Consider the following 17,515-nt stretch of genomic DNA (forward strand, 5'->3'; position numbering starts at 1 on the left):
GCACACGGCCCGTCACCGGTCGACCGGTGACGGGCCTGTTCGCGAGTTCAGCAGCGCTGGGCTCCGTCCCAGGGGCGCGGGTCGCACCCCTCGGTCGTGGACAGCTCCAAGCGGATGTGTTGGCCGGCCCAGTGCTACGGCGAGGTGGGTAGGTGTGGGGAGCGGAGCACGAGCAAGGTGATCTCGCTGGGGGCGAAGACGCGGAACGGCGGGCCCCAGAAGCCGGTGCCGCGGCTGGTGTAGAGGAGGGTGCGGGTGCCGTGGTGGCTGAGCCCGGCGAGGGCGGGTTGGTCGATGCGGACCAGGTGGTGGAAGGGCCAGATCTGGCCGCCGTGGGTGTGGCCGGAGAGTTGGAGGTCGATGCCGTCGGCTGCCGCCCGGTCGACGAACTTGGGCTGGTGTGCCAAGAGCAGGACGGGCAGCTCGGGGTCGGCGCCGTCCAAGGCTCCGGCGAGGTGGGCGAGATGGCCTGCCAGGCCGGAGGACTCGGCGGTGACGTCATCCACGCCGGCGACCACCAGGGTGTCGCCTCCGCGTTCGAGCAGCAGGTGGCGGTTGCGGAGCGGCTCCCAGCCCAGCTCGCCCATCAGGTCGACCCAGCCCTGGGCCTCGCTGTAGTACTCGTGGTTGCCGGTGACGTATACACGGGCCCGGGTGGCCCGCACGGTACCGAGTGGGACGGCCTGGGCGCGGCGGCGTTCGGCCGTGCCGTCCGCGATGTCGCCGGTGTGGCAGACCAGGTCGGCCTCCAGAGCGTTCACCGTCTCGCATACCCGTGCCGACCAGCGAGCGCGATCGAGTGGGCCGTAGTGGGTGTCGGTGATGAGGACGACACGGATACCGTCCAACCCGGCGCCCAGTCGCGGGAGTCGTACGTCGAGTCGGCGCACGCGTGGCACGCGGCGTGCCTCGGCGTACCCCCAGGCGAGCAGTACGGCGGTTACGCCGAGGGCGGCCCAAGTGACGATTCGGGCTCGGTCCTGGCTCCCGCCGACGCCGGCCATGGTCAGGGCGAGCCGGAAGAGAACCCCGATCAGAACGGACCAGGTGAACAGCACCCAGCTGGCACCCAGCAGGGTGTCACCGATGATCGCCGCCCGGTCATGCTGGCGCCGGCCGTGGCCGCGCATCATCGCGAGCGGCATACCGATGAGGCCGAGGACGAACAGGGCGGTGCCGACCAGCGTGACGGGCAGCGGCCAGTGCTGGCCGCTGTGCAGGAGCACCCAGCAGGGCACGGCCCACAGCAGGATGGGGGCAATCAGGGGGAGGTAGCGCATCAGGCGGTGCAGTCGGTTCTGCCGTGGCGCTTGCGCTTCACCCTCGGCGGGCCGGGCGTTGCTGGTGTCGGTCACTTCCCCTCCCTGACCAGGCTGTTGTCTCGCGCACTGTATCCGGTCGCCCTCGGGCCGGCCGGACGGGCGTCTGCCCGGGAAGTTTCAACCTGGCCCGGTCCGGCATCGGGCCCCGCGAAGTGGTTGAGGCCAGCCGAACGTTCGCACCGCGCGTCGGTGCGGGTCATCGGCCATGGCCCCGAGCGGAATCGGGAGCGCGCCTTGCGTCGCGTACCAAGCACCGACGCAGGTCACTGTCACACGAGCAGCGCCTCGAGCTCCGGAAGTCGGCCGAACAGGTCGGGGAGGCCGCGCACCCCGTTGCGCACGGACTCGTGCGACAGCGCGAGGTCAGGGCCGGTGCTCGCCTCGACACCGGCGAGGCACCGGAGGGTGTTCCACCTGGTGTGCCCCAGTCAGCCGCCGATCATGAACACAAACCAGCTTGGACCTGACGGCGGCAGCGTTCCGCCCCCCCCGCGACATAGCCGTCGAGAACCGAGCGGAAGATGGCGGGCTTGATGTCGTCGAAGCCAGGTCCCTTCGCGAGGCTCAGCGCGGTCGAGCCGAGCTCGCTGTACAGGTCGAGCATCCCCGAGAGCTCCCAGTCGAGCACCACCGGCCGACCCTCTCGAGCGAGCAGGTTCCACGGTTGGATGTCCCTGTGGATCAGCACGACGGGGCCTGGCCGTTCGCAGGTGTCGCCGGGGGAGTTGAGGCCCGCCCACTAGGGGACCGATTCCTGGATCTCCCGTTTCTCAGGTGAATCCCCTACATCCCTGAGAGGACGTCAACTGCCTTACGTGCTGCCTACAGTCCTGGCCATGACCGGTATTCGTCGCACTGCCACGGTGGCGGCACTCCTGTTCGCGCTGCCGCTACCCGTCGTGGCCGCTGCTCCTGCGCTGGCCGCACCCACCGCCCCTGCCCCAGGCACAGCCCCAGCCGCCGCGCCTGCCCGGCCCACCGTGCCGGCGGGCGTCCACGTTGATCTCCCGCGCCCGACCGGACCGTACGCACCCGGCCGCGAGATCCTGCACCTCGTCGACCACAACCGGCCTGACCCGTGGGTTCCGGCTGCGGGCCCGCGCCAGTTGATGGTGTCGATGTACTACCCCGCCAAGAAGGGGACGGGCGGCCCGGCCCCGTACATGACCCCCGATGCCGCCAGACTCATGCTGGATGTGAAGGTGCCGGGCAACACCATCCCCACCGAGGTGGTCACCGGGACCCGAACGTGGGCCAAATCCCAGGCACGCCCGCAGCCCGGCCGGTTCCCGCTGGTGGTGCTCTCTCCCGGCTTCACCATGCCGCGCACCGAACTGACCAGCCTCGCCGAGGATCTGACCAGCCGCGGGTACATCGTCGCGCTCATCGACCACACCTACGAGAACACCGGGACGACCTTTCCCGACGGTCAGACGCTCACCTGTGTCATGTGCGACAGGCCGAAGTCCCCGGAGCTGTGGGCGGCCCTGAACGAGAGCCGGGCGAAGGACGTCTCCTTCGTCATCGACCAGTTGACCACCCACCGGCACCCGGCCTGGCGCTACGCCCGCATGATCGATCGCGACCGGATCGGCATGGCCGGGCACTCCGTCGGCGGCTCCGCGACCGTCCCGGCCCTGCTCACCGACGACCGTATCCGGGCCGGAGTGAACCTGGACGGAACCATGGACGTCCCGGTGCCCGCCACCGGGCTCAAAGGCAAGCCGTTCCTGATGATCGGCCACCCGCTGGGCGGCGGTCGGGAGGACCCCAGCTGGACGGAGAGCTGGACCCATCTCGACGGCTGGAAGCGCTGGCTGACCGTCGCCGGATCCCACCACGCCACCTTCACGGACCTCCCGCTGTTCTTCGAGAAGCTCGGCCTCCCTGAGCCTCCCGGCACCACGATCGTCGCCGAGCGCGGGGTGCAGCTCACCCGGGAGTACGTGGCGGCCTTCTTCGCCCTGCACCTGAAGGGGATCGACCAGCCGATCCTCAACGGGCCGACCCCCGAGAACCCGGAGATCAGCCTCCACCCATAGCCGTTGCTGTCACGCGTCGCTGTGCAGGCCGTCGGAATACTGCGCGGGCGACGCGATGGGCCTCTGTCCCGTGCCACCGACCGGGCCCCGGCGGGGGAGGCCATCGACGGCCGGCGCCGCGTGTACGACGCAGTCGCGTGCCGTGCGAGCCGCTCATCCAGCTCGCACGGCCGCCGCCGAACCGCGGAACGCCGACTTCCCCTCCGCACCAGCGACTGGGCGGCCGTGCGGGGCCGCGAAGTCCTCCCGCGCCCGACACCGCCGCCGGCGGAATCCCGGGCTCGTACAGCAGCCGGCACGCCCCTATTCGCGGATGCGTCATAGCGGTGCCGACCGTCGACACGCTCCGCGCGGCAGGCAGGCCGGCGTCAGCCGATCTGTTCGGCCAGGGCGACGATGATGCCTGCGGGGCCGCGGAGGTAGCAGAGCCGGAAGATGTTCTCGTACTGCGCCACCTCGCCGAGGAGTTCGGCGCCGTGGGCGCGCAGACGGGCGATGGTGTCGTCGATGTCGTCGACGGCGAACATGACGCGATGCAGGCCCAGTGTGTTGGGCGGAGGGTTCCGCGGCTCGGCGTCGGATACCGCGGGGGCGTGGTACTTGGTCAGCTCCAGCTTGCTGTGGCCGTCCGGGGTCCGCATCATCGCGATGTCGCTCCGGACGCCGTCGAGTCCGACGGTGCGGTCCGCATAACGGCCCTCGATCTGCGCCCTGCCTTCCAGCTCCATGCCGAGCTCGGTGAAGAAGACGACAGCCGCGTCCAGATCGTCGACGACGATGGCGACGTTGTCCATCCGCTGAATAGCCATGTCTCTGAGCCTAACCACTCGATACGAGGTAGCCCGGGGTCGGACGTGACACGACACGGCCGCGCAGATTGCGTGAATTATGACGTCCTTCTCGGCCCGCGCGGCCTCGCCCCATCCTGCTTTCTGCGGCCTTGATCATGCACATCTCGGCGACTTGATCGAGGAAGTGGCTGGCCCGTGGGCGGCACGGAGGGGAAGCCGAGTATGGCCTGCATCGTGGCGAGGGTGACCAGTTCGGCATCGCTCAGGCGGGGCGTAATGCCGACCGGCGGGCGCCACGGCGCCAGCCCAGAATGCTCCATCAGGATGTCGTCGCTCGTCGCATAGAGTGCTGTCGCGAGGGTGTCCACGTCGTTCGTCACAAAACGATCTTGGACACCCTCGTTCTCGTCTCCGCAGGCACCCCTTGGACCACACCACCAGGAGGAACCAGTGTCATACCCGCGACTGCTCACCCCCGAGGAGAAGCTCGCCGACGCGAAGGAGCAGCTGAGCCTCCCGCGTATCGTCGTGATCTGCGGCTCCACCCGCTTCATGACCGAGATGACCGAGGCCGATCTGCGGGAGACCAAAGCCGGAAAGATCGTCGTCAAACCGGGCTGTGACATGAAGTCGCCGCACGAACTTCGGTCCGATCCTGCCGAGGCCGAGGCGCTGAAGGTTCGACTCGACGATCTGCACCGAGCGAAGATCCGGCTCGCTGATGAGGTGCTCGTAGTCGGCGACTACATCGGAGACAGCACCCGAGCCGAAATCGTTTACGCCCGGTCGCTCGGCAAGCCCGTGCGGTTCACACACCCCGAAGTCGACCCTGACGCCTGACCGTCCGCTGCCACCTCGACAACCAGGGCCGGCAGCCCGCCGCCTGACCGTCTCGCGGTGGCTTCGGCCGCCGCCCACCCCACACCCTCCGCAGGCATCCCTTGGAATTGATCATCTAGAGGCCGCGGGGTGCTGATACCGGCGAGCATGGCCACACGCCGTCACACGTGCTCATCCGCGGCGGCGGTGATGACGGGTTCGGGGCCGGTGGGCAGGAGTTCAAGCACTCGGGCAACAGCCTCTTCGGCGGTCTCGACTTCGCCGATCACGGCGAAGGGACTGCGTCGGCGAACCTTGAACCGTCCATTGTCCAGGGGCTCGATCGATCCCCCCTGCACGGTCCAGGGGTAGCTGGTGGAGCTGCTGAAGAGCAGGGTGAAGTGGCTGGTGAACGGATACAACCGCCGCAGTCGTGGTTGAGTGGCGGCGGCCTCCAGCAGCGGAACGATGCCCGGATACGGGCGCCCGGGTGAGCGGACCTGGTGTACTGCGTGCTTCCATTGCCAGCTGAGTCGTAGGGATTGCCAATGGGCCTCGACGACGTCAGCTGGCCCGTGGCCGCGTGCTGCAGCTATGTCTGGCAGAACTGGTCTTGGAGGCAGGGGCAACTGCTGATCGCAGGTTTCGTCATTCGCGTCCACGGTCATAGTGTCGCGGCCGTTGCCTGAAACCGGTGCTCTGATGACGAATATCGGCGGGCCCGCAGCCGGACCATGACCCGGCGCGAGCCCAACGGCCTTTCGTTGAGGCTTTGTTGCTACGTGCTGTGTATGTGCGCCGCACCTGTTTCCGACAGTCCGCGGAACCGCACAGGTTCCTCGAAGTCATCGAGGCCGGACGGTCGATTTCCATCACACCCATGTCCACCGGCCACCATCGCGCCCGGTGCCACGGTTTGAGACCATCCGCGTGGCTTGCTCGCGGAGCGCGTCCCGTCTCCAGGTTCAGGGGCGGGGCTGGGGGGCGGTGAGGGCTGTGCCGCAGGCTGTGTGCACGGTGGCCAGGGTGGTGACAACACTCTGGGTCCACGACAGCATCATGCGTTCGCGGATTGCCGGATCGTCACAGGCCGGCCGGCCGAAGGCACCGCATGAGCTCTGTTGGGCGAGAAGAAAGGCGATGGCGTCGCGGGTGACGCGGTGCTGTACCCGCCCGGCACGGGCCGAGTCCCGGACGATGCCGGCGATGTGCCCCAGGTGGTAGTCCTTGCAGGCACCGGACAATTCAGCGGCAGATGTCTTTGGCACGGAGTGCGGCCCGTCGACTCCGGCGTCGATCAGTGCGACCGCACGCTGAGGAGCGATCAGCCCCAGACCGACGAGGCGTTGGACGTTGTGCGCCGCCTGTGGCGGAACTTTGTCGAGGAGTGCGACGGCAGCGGCGGTGGACTTGAAGAACGTATCGAGTGACGGGCATGTGATCCCGTGCGTCCGCAGGCCGAACGCGAACTCACCCACGACCTCCATCCCGTGCTCCTGCCACACGTCAGATTCCGCGTTCGCGAGACGTTCGGAGAAATCGAGGAGCAGGGGACGAGCGAGCTCGGGTTCGCCAAGAGCCTCGGCCGCATGCGCGACAGCCGCTGCGGCCGGCAGACATCCGGCCGGGTCATGGCGCTGACTGGTGTCCGCCAGCCACAACACCGCCCGCCGCAGCGGCTGCTCCACGCTGAACCGGGGCTTCGGTGCGGACGGCCGCTGCCTGCGCATCACCTTGGGGCTGCGGTCCAGGAGCGCGGCCAGGGCCACGACGATGGTGGTGTGGTAGCCGGTGGCCCAGTGCTGGTATGCGTCGTCGCCGTCGGCGAGTCCGGGGTGGACCACGCCAGGCGGCCCGTTGACCCGCCCCTCGGCCTCTTGTGCCGCCGCGAGGAACTCCCATGCCCTGCTGGCTTCCTCGGAGTCTCGCACCCCGAGGCACAACAGGCAGCACAGAATTTCTGCCACCAGGTCGGCATTTCGTTGGTCAAGGGTGAGAACGAGGAGTGCTTCGAGCAGCTCCACCGCCTCGCCCAGATCGAAGTCCGGTGGCCAACCGGGCTCACGCAGACCGAAATCCGTGGCGTAGAAGATCGTGTGGGTGATGGCGTAGATGTCGCGGTCGGCGAGTTTGACGACGTTCGGCTTGTTGCAGAGCAAGGTGAACGGCAGAACCTCGTCCATGGCCGGCAGCGAGTGTGGGACACCGCACAGCTCCAGGGTGTGCAGCAGATCGAGCTGCCGGTACGGGATCCGCTCGAAGGCCGTCGCGTACCCTCCGGCAGCGGCCTGAGTGAGGAGTTGCCGGAATTCCTGGTCGTCGCGTCCGCAGAGCCGCAGTGCCGCATAAGTCCCCGCGTACAGCAGAAGGGCAGCTTCGTCCCGGGCGATCAACTCCCGATAGGAGGGACGAGCCGCGATCTTCTCGATCTGATCCAGGAGGGCCGTGTAATGACCGTCCAAGGGTTCCGGGTCGAGACGCGCCCGAAGCCCCACAAGGAAGGCGGTCTCGATAAGGGCCTTGCGGGCGAACAGCACCCGGCCGGTGGCGGCTTCGGCCGGATCGATGAGATCCCGGCGCGCAGCGAGCCAGGCGACTGCCCGGGACTCCACCGCGCGCCTTTGTGACGAGCCGTCACCGGGTTGCGTCGTGTCCATCAGATGCCTCCCGGCGGTCGGCGCAGTCAATGGCTCAGTTGCCCGCAGCGCCGTCGTCGCACTCCGCGACCTGGTTGGCGACCACAAGGACATATCGCTCCCAGGCGAGCACGTAGCCGGCCACGTCGTCGAGTTGGCTGACCTGGTCGACGACTTGCTCCAGCGGAATGCGGAGGTCGACGAGTCCGCTCGTCCGCAGGAAATCTAAGGCCTTTCGGGCATCGACTGGCGGGGGAGGACAGGACATGGTTACTCCTTCGGAGTGGTGCGGATGGATATATCGAGTGTCGCGTTTCGGTGATGGACTTGTCACGACTTTCGCCTGTCCCGGAAAAGTGACGATTCGATAGGTCCAGGTAAGACACGTATAGCGCGCGGAGAAAGCACCCGTTCGGCCTAATGCTCTCGAAGGGTGCGTGGCTTCGTGGCTTCAGGTGGTGCGACCGGAGGAGGCCGAACATTTCGTGGCGGCAGAGCCTTGAGAGGGGCATCCGCAGCTTGCTCCGGGGAGCGATCGCGTCACGGTATTTCGACCACCGGTCAGATTCGTTCGGCGCGGCCGGGCCGGGCTCGCGGCGGTGCGGGATGACCAGGCCGGTGCCCGGTAGCCGCCGTCCGCGAGCACCGTGGTCCTGCCGACGGCGTCTTTCGCACCGGACGGTTCCCACGCCTTGCAGGTGGTCGCCGCGCGGTCGGCGGCCGACTTCGAGATGTCGAACAGCGGGCGAGCTGCCGCAGGGTGAGGTTCGTGCGCCAGTACGTGGCGACCAGTAGAACCCTGTCTTCCATCGGTAGGCTCCATGGCCGGCCCTTGCGGACGGGGTCCGCGCCTTCACGTCACAGTGCTGTGATCAGCTTGCCGAACTGATGCGGGCTCAGCCTGGTGAATGGGGAATCCAGGACGGCTCCGAAGCCGTGTTCACACCAGCCACAGCAAGGTCATCCCACTCGCGCCCTTCACTGAGATCGAATCTTGAGCGCAAGCTATGGAACCGTGAGCAGCTGGAGTGCGGATGCGACGCGATGAGGGGGCACGGTGGCCAAGGTCAATATCAGTCTCGACGCCGAACTCGTAGTGGAAGTGATGGTCCTGGCGGGGATCGGGTCGCCCCAGGACGCGATCGAGGCGATCGTGCGGGACTACATCGCCCGTGGCCACCGTACGGAGGCCCGCACCGAGCTCAAGGACCAAAGTCTGCGCGAGCTCGACGTCAAGCCGCAGGAGCCGCAAGGCTGAGCCCTCCCGTGCCGCCGCTCAAACTGCCAGGCGACGCATCCAAGAGTCCGCCGGTACAGACGGCACCGAGGGGAGCCCCGCCGGTCTTCGTTCCTACGGTTGCGTCGTGGGACCAGCAGGCCGGTGGGCGCGGTGTCGGGTCCCGCACGGCTTCGGCTTCCGTGTCCCGATGATCGTCATCTCGCCCTGGACGCGCGGCGGCTGGGTCTCCTCAGAGGTCTTCGAACACACCTCGGTGCTCCGGCTCCTGGAGACTTGGACCGCGGCTCTGGGCATGCCCGCCAACTGCCCCAACATCAGCGCGTGGCGGCGCAAGGTGAGCGGTGACCTGACCGAAGGGCGACACCACCAAGGCGGGCAAGTTCGCCGAGGTGAGCACCCGTTACGCCGTGGAACCCGGTACGGGCAAGCTCGCCATCTACGTCAAGATGACCAACACGGGCTCGTCCTCGGTCAAGTTCACGATCACCTCCAACCGCTACCGAGGCGACGGCCCCTGGACCTACGCCGTCGTTGCCGGCGCTTCGACGGAGGACTATTCAATGCCGTCGCGTACCAGAACGGCTGGTACGACTTCACGGTGACCGTCGATGCCGACGCGGCCTGGTCGCGCCGCTTCACGGGGCACCTGGAGACGGGCACGGCCAGCGTCAGCGGCTGATCCCGGCGTTACAGGTGCGGCGGGGCGCACTTGGGCATGACCTGCTGACTGCCGACGATGAGGGGCGGCCAGCAAAGAGTAAGGAGGCACTTCCCGTTTCGCTCATATTCTGTCGAAAGGCGTCAATATCGAAACTTTCGAGCACTCATGACTTCAGGTACATAGGATGCCGCTCAACAAAACCTGATCTGGAGCTGCCGCGGGTCGCGTCCACGGACGTGGTGTACAGCATTGCTAAAGGCATTGTGTCGGTGATGGCGATCCGGACGGCAGCCTCGGCTTATACCGAGCCGCTGGTCCGATACTCGGTCGCCACATCCCCCAGGGGAGGCGGACGTGCTCGGTGGAGTTGGCCCGAACGAATCCGCACCCATCGTGGGGCCAACCACGCCGCCGCAACCCTCCGGCGACACCGCCCCGGGCCTGCGGAACGGGCCGGCGATCTCGCTGCCCAAAGGTGGCGGCGCGATCCGGGGGATGGGGGAGAAGTTCACCGCGAACCTGGTCACCGGCACCGGCGGGCTCTCCGTTCCCCTCGCACTCAGCCCGGGACGGTCCGGGTTCACCCCATCTCTGACGTTGGGTTACGACTCGGCCGCCGGCAACGGTCCGTTCGGGATCGGTTGGGGGATGGGGCTTCCGGCGATCACTCGCAAGACCGACAAGGGCATCCCGACCTATTCCGACGACGTCGAGGACACGTTCATCCTGTCCGGCACGGAGGACCTGGTGCCCGTCCTGGCCGAACGCGAGGGCGAGTGGACCCGGCATCATCGGTCGCGCACGGTGGACGGCGCGGATTACGTGGTGCGCCGATACCGGCCGCGCGTGGAAGGCCTCCATGCGCGAATCGAGCGGTGGACCCAGGTACGTTCCGGCGAAGTCCATTGGCGCTCGATCAGCCGGGACAATGTCACCACTGTCTATGGGCGTGATGCGGCCAGCCGGATCACCGACCCGGCCGACGCACGCCGGGTCTTCAGTTGGCTGATCTGTGAAAGTCATGACGATATCGGCAATGTGGTCCGCTATGAGTACAAGGCCGAGGACGACGCTGGGGTCGATCTCCATGCCGACTGCGAACGCAACCGCACCACGGCCGGTCGCGCCGCAAACCGGTATCTGAAGCGAATCCACTACGGAAACACGGTCTCCCGGCTGGTCTCCGATGACTCGGACTACATGTTCGAGGTCGTGTTCGACTACGGCGAACACGACGAGAGTACGGTCGAGGTCCGGCCCTGGACCTGCCGGCTGGACCCGTTCTCCTCCTACCGGGCCGGATTCGAGATTCGCGGCTACCGGCTCTGCCGACGGGTGCTGATGTTCCATCATTTCCCGGACGAGCCCGATGTCGGTCGTGACTGCCTGGTGCGCTCCACCGAGCTGGCCTATCGCGGCGATGCCGAACGGGGCGGGGTGACGGGCGCGTTCCTGGAGTCGGTGTCCCACAGCGGCTGGCGGCGGCGGGCTTCCGGTGGATACCTCACCAGGTCGTTGCCGCCGCTGGAATTCTCCTATTCCCAGGCCGAGATCGACACCGAGATACGCACGCTCGACGCGGCCGACCTGACGAACGCGCCGATCGGTGGGGATGGATCGGCCTACCGATGGACGGACCTGGAGGGCGACGGGCTGGCCGGGTTACTCACCGAGCAGGCCGGGACCTGGTTCTACAAGCCCAACCTCGGCGGTGGCCACCTCGGGCCGATGCGCGTGGTGCGCAGCCGCCCGGCCGACGGCCGGACCGAGCTGCTGGACCTGGACGGCGACGGCCGCCCGGCCGTGGTGGATTTCGGTGGCTCCACACCGGGGTTCACCGAGCGGTCCGACCAGGATTGGGAGGTGTTCCGGCCGTTCCGGTCCCGGCCGAACCTGGCGTGGGACGACCCGAACCTGCGCTTCGTGGACCTCAACGGCGACGGCCGCGCGGACGTGCTCGTCACCGGCGAACCGGGCTGGACCTGGTATCGATCGCTGGGCGAGGAGGGATTCGACACCGGCCGTCGGGTCTGGCCGGCAAGGGACGAGGAAGCCGGGCCTCGGCTGGTCTTCGCCGACCGCTCCTCGTCGATCCACCTGGCGGACCTTTCCGGTGACGGGCTCGCCGATCTGGTCCGGATCCGCAACGGCGAGATCTGCTACTGGCCGAACCTCGGATACGGCCGGTTCGGCGCGAAGGTCAGCATGGACGGCGCTCCCCGGCTCGACAATCCGGACCAGTTCGACCCGGCCAGGATCCGACTGGCCGATGTCGACGGTTCCGGTCCGACGGACCTGATCTACCTGCACCGCGACGGGGTCCGTCTCTACCTGAACCGCTCGGGCAACGCATGGAGTGCTCCGCACCCCCTGGCCGTGGCCTTTCCCCGGATCGAGAACGCCTCCAAGGTGGCCGTGCTCGACCTGCTCGGCTCCGGCACCGGCTGTCTGGTGTGGTCCTCGCCGCTGCCCGCCGACTCCGGCCGGCAGCTGCGCTATCTGGACCTGATGCGCGGCGGCAAACCCCATCTGCTGACCGGGGTCCGCAACAACCTGGGTGCCGAAACACATATCCGCTACGCCCCCTCGACCCACTTCTACGCCGAGGACGCCGCCGCCGGACGCCCCTGGCTGACCCGGCTGCCGTTCGTCGTGCACGTGGTCGAGCGGGTGGAGACGGTGGACGCGATCGGTCGCCACCGGTTCGTCAGCCGTTACGCCTACCACCATGGCTATTTCGACGGTCCGGAGCGTGAGTTCCGGGGTTTCGGCATGGTTGAGCAGACCGATACCGAGGCGTTGGAGGCGTTGGCCGAGGCGGGCACTGTGGACGAGGCCACCTACCGGCCACCCACGCTCACCCGGACCTGGTTCCACACGGGTGCCTTTCTCCCCGGACAGCGGATCTCACGGCAGCTCGAACGCGAATACCACAGCGATGACCTGGTGCTCCCCGACACGGTGCTGCCGGACGGCCTGACCGCCGACGAGGCCCGGCAGGCATGCCGGTCCCTGAAGGGATCGGTGCTCCGCACCGAGGTGTACGCGCTCGACGACAGCGACGCCGAAAGCCGCCCGTACCGCGTCACCGAGCACAACCACCTGATCAGGATGGTGCAACCGGCCGCCCCGCAGGCCGACTCGTCCGGCATGCGGCACGCGGTCTTCGACGTACATCCCAGGGAAACCCTGACCGGGCACTACGAGCGCACGTTGGACCCGCGGATCGGCCATGAACTCACCCTCGCCGTCGACGCGTACGGCAATGTGCTGCGGTCGGTGACCATCGGCTACGGCCGTACCGGCTCCTCCCTCGACCTCGCGGAGCGGGACGCGGGGCCGCAGCGGCGCACGCACATGGTGCTCACCGAGCACGACTACACCAACGCCGTCGCGGAACCCGACAGCCACCGGGCACCCCTGCCCTGCCGGACACGCGCCTTCGAAGTGCTGGGACTCCACCCCCGGACTCCGGCCGGGAGGACCCCCACCGCCGGGGCCCGGTTCACCCATGCGGAGCTGACCGGCGCGCTGACCGGCATCGACCGGACGATCCCCTACCAGGACTGGGACGCTCTGCCGCCGGAACCGGCACTCCGGCTCACCGAGCACGTCCGCACCCTGTACCGGAGCGACGATCTCTCCGGGCCGCTGCCCCTCGGCACGCTCCAGTCCCGCGCGCTGCCCTACCAGGAGTACCGGCTCGCCTTCCCCGACGGACTGGTCACTGCGCTGTACGGGGAACGGGTCGACGAGCCGATGCTGCGGACCGCCGGATATCTGCGGTACGAGGGCGGATGGTGGATTCCCTCGGCGCGGACCGCGTACGCGCCACCGGACACGGGCGAACTGGACCACGCCGTACGCCACTTCTTCCTGCCCCGCCGATTCACCGATCCGCTCGGTGGGACCTCGACGGTCTCGTACGACGACTACGACCTGCTCCTCGCCGACAGCACCGACCAGCTCGGCAACCGCTACACGGTGGGTGAACGCGACGCCGACGGCAGGGCACTCCGCCAGGGCAACGACTACCGCGTGCTGCGGCCGGCCCTGGTCACCGACCCCAACCGCAATCGGGTCCAGGTGGCCTACGACGTGCACGCCAGGGTCGCCGGGACCGCGACCATGGGCAAGCGCGAGGAATCCCTCGGGGACTCCCTGGACGGCTTCGACCCCGACCCGTCACCCGCGCTGGTGGCCCGGTACCTCGCCGATCCGCTCGCGGCCGGGCCTGCGTTGCTCAAGTCGGCGGGGACCAGGTTCTGTTACGACGAGTCGGCCTTCCGGCTGCGCGGAGAACCGGCCGTGGTCGCCACCCTCGCCCGGCACACCCACCAGTCCGACCTCGCCCCTGGTGAGCAGAGCAGGATCACCCACACCCTCGCCTACGGAGACGGTTTCGGACGCGAGGTCCAGTCCAAGGTCCAGGCCGAACCCGGGCCGCTGTCCGAGGGCGGCCCGGCCGTCGAGCCCCGCTGGGCCGGCACCGGATGGACGATCTTCAACAACAAGGGCAACCCGATTCGTACCTTCGAACCGTTCTTCACCGCGACCCACGCCTTCGAGTCCGCGGTCATGGCCGGGGTGAGCACGGTGCTTCTCTACGACCCGCTGGAGCGGGTGATCGGCAGCCTGCATCCCGACCACACCTATGTGAAGACGGTGTTCGACCCGTGGCGCCAGCGGGTGTGGGACGGCAACGACACCGTGCTGACCGACCCCCGGCAGGATCCGGACATCGGCGGCCAGGTCCGCCGACTGCTGGCCACGGAGCCCGGGTGGACCACCTGGCATGCCGCCAGGGCCGACGGCGCCCTCGGCCCCGAGCAGCGGCGTGCCGCCGAGAAGGCCGCACTCCACGCGGACACCCCCACCGACACCCATCTCGACTCCCTCGCCCGCCCGTTCCGCACCGTGGCGCACAACCGGCACGCCAAGGACGGGACGCCCGTCGAGGAGTACCTGGTGACCCGGACGCGCACGGATGTCGAGGGCAACGTCCGCGAGGTGCGCGACCCGCTCGGCCGCGTCGCGATCCGCCACGACTACTCGATGGTGGGCATGCAGGTGAGCCGGGCCGGCATCGACTCCGGCACCGGGGCGCTGCTGCCGGACGTGCTCGGCAACCCGCGCTGTACCTGGAACAGCAGGGGCTTCCGGTTCCGCACCGAATACGACGCCGGCCACCGCCCGGTACGCGCCTACGTCAGTGGTCCCGGCCTCGCCGGTGAGGCTCTGCACCAGAAGACCGAATACGGCGAGGATCCGGCCCGCAACCTGCGGACCCGGGTGGTCCGGCGGCACGACGGTTCCGGTGTCAGCACCCACGAGGCGTACGACTTCCGCGGCAACCTGCTGGAGGCGACGCGCCGGTTCCCGGTGGAATACCGGCGAGCGCCCGACTGGCGGGGAGAGGTCGCGCTCGAAGAGGAGGTCTACACCGGCCGCACCCGTTTCGACGCGCTGGACCGCCCCATCAGCATCACCAGCCCGGACGGCACCGTGGTCCGGCCGTACTACAACGAGGCGAACCTTCTGGAGCGTCTCGTGGTCACGTCCGACGGTACGGACACCGTGCTGGTCGCGGCGGTGGAGTACAACGCCCGCGGGCAGCGCACCCGGATCGACTACGGCAACGGCGCGCGGACCCGCTACACCTACGACCCGCTGACCTTCCGCCTCACCGCGCTGCGGTCGCGCCGTGAGCGGTCGCGTTCCCGCCGCGAGCGCAGGACGGTGCAGCACCTGACGTACTGCCACGACCCGGTCGGCAACATCGTCTCGATCCGGGACACCGCGCAGCAGAAGACGTTCTTCCGCAACCGGGTCGTCGAGCCCGGCGCGGACTACACCTACGACGCGGTGTACCGGCTCATCGAGGCGACCGGCCGGGAACACCTCGGCCAGACCGATCCCGGTGACACCGGTGACGCGCCCAGGGTGGGACTCGCCCAGCCCGGTGACGGTGCGGCGATGGGGCGTTACCTGCAACGGTACGTATACGACGCGGTCGGCAACATGCTGGCCCTGGAACACCGCGCCTCCACCGCTCCCGGCTGGACCCGCCGGTTCAGCTACTCCGAGCCCAGTGCGCTGGAACCGGAGGTCACCGGTAACCGGCTGAGCGGTGCGGGCGACGGCGACTTCGCGTACGACGCCAGGGGGAACACCACCGCGATGCCCGGCGTGCCGGTGCTGCGCTGGGATCCCGAGGACCAGCTGGAGGCCACCGTCCGGCAGGTCCGCGGCGCCGGAACCCCACAGACGACGTACTACTCCTACGACGCCACCGGACAACGCGTCCGCAAGGTCACCGACTCGTCGTGCGGCGAGGGGGGAACGGCGAGGAGAAGCAGCGAACGCCGCTACATCGGCCCGTTCGAGGTCTACCGGGAGTACGGCGCGGACGGCGCGGTGACCCTGGAGCGCCGGACGGTGCACGCCATGGACGACACACGGCGCGTCGCGCTGCTGGAGCGGCGGGCCCGCGGCACGGATTCCGGTCCGGAACAACAGGTCCGGTATCAGCTGGCGGACCATCTCGGATCCGCCACGCTGGAACTGGACGAGCATGCCCGGATCCTCACGTACGAGGAGTACCACCCTTACGGTGGCACGGCCTACCAGGCGGTACGTGCCAGGACCGAGACGCCCAAGCGCTACCGCTTCACCGGCCGGGAGCGCGACACCGAGACCGGCCTGTACTTCCACGGTGCCCGCTACTACGCCCCGTGGCTGTGCCGTTGGACCAGCTGCGACCCGATCGACACGCCTCAGGCCAGCTCGTACGAGTACGCCCATGGCAATCCGGTGCGCCTGATCGATCCCGACGGTCGGCAGACACAGACCCCGACGCTGATGGACGTCTGGCAGTACGGCGTGAAGGTCGCGAACCGCGCACAGCTCGGCCGCAATGTTCAGGTGGACCATCCCATCCAGGTGGCGGCCAGGATCGCCCAGCGCACGTCGCCGACGGGAGCCTCGTTCTATTCCCGCGCGGTCTCCAAGGCCAGCCAGGAGCTGGGCGTCCTGGTCGAGACGGGCAAGGGCCTGTTCCACACCGAAGTCGGCAAACTCCAGAAGGTCATCACCCAGCAGGTCAAGAGTGGCGCCCTCGCGAGCGAAAGCGCACTGATCGAGGCCACCCGTGACGCCTACCGCACCGCGGGCCGGACCACGAACACCGCGGTCAACTGGCAGGCGTTGGACAAGGCCATCCTGACCAACCAGGCGGCCATCCATCGGTCCCTCGGCGACACGGTGAGTGAGGTGCAGGCGCTCGGCGGGGGAGGGTCCGCCCCGGCATCGACGGCGTCCGTCGCCGCCGAGGTGGAGCAGTCGTTCGCCCAGACCTTCAACCTGACGGAGCAAGCCGTGGCCGGCACCGCGGCCGCCGCCGCGCCGGCGGCGACGGAGACCGCGTCCGTCGCCAAGACCGTTTCGACGACCGCGCAGGTGGCCTCCGAGACCGGATTCGCCGCCAAGGCGCTGGGGACGGGCGCACGGGCCCTGCGGGTGGCTGCGCCGGTGCTCAAGGTGGTCGGGAAGGTGGCGGCCCCGCTGGCGGTGGGCGCCACCGCCCTCCAAGTGGCCACCGCGAAGACCACGGCTGAGAAGGTCGACGCCGGAATCGGTGTCGTGTCGACGGCCGTCGGTTTCGCGGGCGCGCCGGGGGCCGTCGCCGCGGTCGGCATTCAGGGCACCGCGTACGTCAGCGGCAAGGTGGGCGAAATCGTCACCGAGAAGACCGGCAGCGAGACCGCCGGGGTGGCCGCGGCCACGTTGACCGGAGCGGCGGCGGGGGCCGGGGTCGGCGCCGTGGTCGGAAGCATCGTGCCCGGAGTGGGTACCGCGGTCGGGGCCGGGGTGGGCGCGGTCGTCGGGGCCGGCATCGGATTCGTCAAGTCGTACTGGAAATAGCCGTACTGGAAGCAGCCGGAATCGGGGCAGAGGGGCGAAGATTGACATGCCGGATTTGATGATCGTTCGGTTGCATCCGAC

Annotated in this window: 9 protein-coding genes and 4 pseudogenes; 5 read left to right on the forward strand and 8 right to left on the reverse strand. The window is 68.6% G+C overall.

All coding sequences use genetic code 11. The features are described 5' to 3' along the window. Positions 1 to 134 precede the first annotated feature (134 nt). Positions 135 to 1,355 (reverse strand): metallophosphoesterase, encoded by a 1,221-nt coding sequence (locus ACFV1J_RS02715; protein WP_385855366.1) that lies wholly within the window; start codon positions 1,353 to 1,355, stop codon positions 135 to 137. Positions 1,356 to 1,761: 406 nt separating this feature from the next. Further along, positions 1,762 to 2,013, reverse strand: a pseudogene (locus ACFV1J_RS02720) (phosphotransferase); the annotation flags it as partial. Positions 2,014 to 2,158: 145 nt separating this feature from the next. Here ACFV1J_RS02720 and ACFV1J_RS02725 point away from each other — a divergent pair. Further along, complete coding sequence (locus ACFV1J_RS02725) at positions 2,159 to 3,364, forward strand: alpha/beta hydrolase family protein (RefSeq protein WP_385855367.1); 1,206 nt, start codon at positions 2,159 to 2,161, stop codon at positions 3,362 to 3,364. A 368-nt stretch (positions 3,365 to 3,732) separates the two neighbouring features. On the opposite strand, the gene ACFV1J_RS02730 is transcribed toward ACFV1J_RS02725, so the two are convergent. Together ACFV1J_RS02730 and ACFV1J_RS02735 are read right to left on the reverse strand one after the other, a co-directional pair. Then, positions 3,733 to 4,173: a VOC family protein gene (locus ACFV1J_RS02730; RefSeq protein ID WP_385855368.1), complete on the reverse strand. Its 441-nt coding sequence runs from the start codon at positions 4,171 to 4,173 to the stop codon at positions 3,733 to 3,735. A gap of 188 nt (positions 4,174 to 4,361) precedes the next feature. After that, positions 4,362 to 4,535: pseudogene (locus ACFV1J_RS02735) on the reverse strand (IS982 family transposase); the annotation flags it as partial. Between the two features lie 70 nt (positions 4,536 to 4,605). Here ACFV1J_RS02735 and ACFV1J_RS02740 point away from each other — a divergent pair. Then, positions 4,606 to 4,995, forward strand: coding sequence for a hypothetical protein (locus tag ACFV1J_RS02740; protein WP_385855369.1), 390 nt, complete (start codon positions 4,606 to 4,608; stop codon positions 4,993 to 4,995). Positions 4,996 to 5,156: 161 nt separating this feature from the next. Here ACFV1J_RS02740 and ACFV1J_RS02745 read toward each other — a convergent pair whose 3' ends face one another. The 4 genes and pseudogenes from ACFV1J_RS02745 to ACFV1J_RS02760 all read right to left on the reverse strand — a co-directional run. Then, entirely contained in the window at positions 5,157 to 5,636 is a 480-nt protein-coding gene (locus tag ACFV1J_RS02745; protein ID WP_385855370.1) for a DUF6193 family natural product biosynthesis protein, read from the reverse strand. 303 nt (positions 5,637 to 5,939) lie between these two features. Continuing rightward, a complete protein-coding gene (locus tag ACFV1J_RS02750; protein ID WP_385855371.1) occupies positions 5,940 to 7,631 on the reverse strand; it encodes a DUF6895 family protein in 1,692 nt (563 codons plus the stop codon). 34 nt (positions 7,632 to 7,665) lie between these two features. Then, complete coding sequence (locus ACFV1J_RS02755) at positions 7,666 to 7,878, reverse strand: hypothetical protein (protein ID WP_030410179.1); 213 nt, start codon at positions 7,876 to 7,878, stop codon at positions 7,666 to 7,668. 184 nt (positions 7,879 to 8,062) lie between these two features. After that, a pseudogene (locus tag ACFV1J_RS02760) lies at positions 8,063 to 8,563 on the reverse strand (transposase family protein); the annotation flags it as partial. A gap of 104 nt (positions 8,564 to 8,667) precedes the next feature. Here ACFV1J_RS02760 and ACFV1J_RS02765 point away from each other — a divergent pair. The 3 genes and pseudogenes from ACFV1J_RS02765 to ACFV1J_RS02775 all read left to right on the forward strand — a co-directional run bounded on the left by ACFV1J_RS02765 (position 8,668) and on the right by ACFV1J_RS02775 (position 17,434). Then, a complete protein-coding gene (locus ACFV1J_RS02765) occupies positions 8,668 to 8,868 on the forward strand; it encodes a type II toxin-antitoxin system VapB family antitoxin (RefSeq protein ID WP_356935954.1) in 201 nt (66 codons plus the stop codon). 61 nt (positions 8,869 to 8,929) lie between these two features. Then, positions 8,930 to 9,529: pseudogene (locus tag ACFV1J_RS02770) on the forward strand (phospholipase domain-containing protein); the annotation flags it as partial. A 375-nt stretch (positions 9,530 to 9,904) separates the two neighbouring features. Then, on the forward strand, positions 9,905 to 17,434 hold the full coding sequence (locus ACFV1J_RS02775; RefSeq protein ID WP_385855372.1) for a SpvB/TcaC N-terminal domain-containing protein: 7,530 nt from the start codon (positions 9,905 to 9,907) through the stop codon (positions 17,432 to 17,434). Positions 17,435 to 17,515: the final 81 nt, after the last annotated feature.

The organism is Streptomyces sp. NPDC059649 (genome assembly GCF_042734445.1).
Taxonomy (GTDB): Bacteria; Actinomycetota; Actinomycetes; order Streptomycetales; family Streptomycetaceae; genus Streptomyces.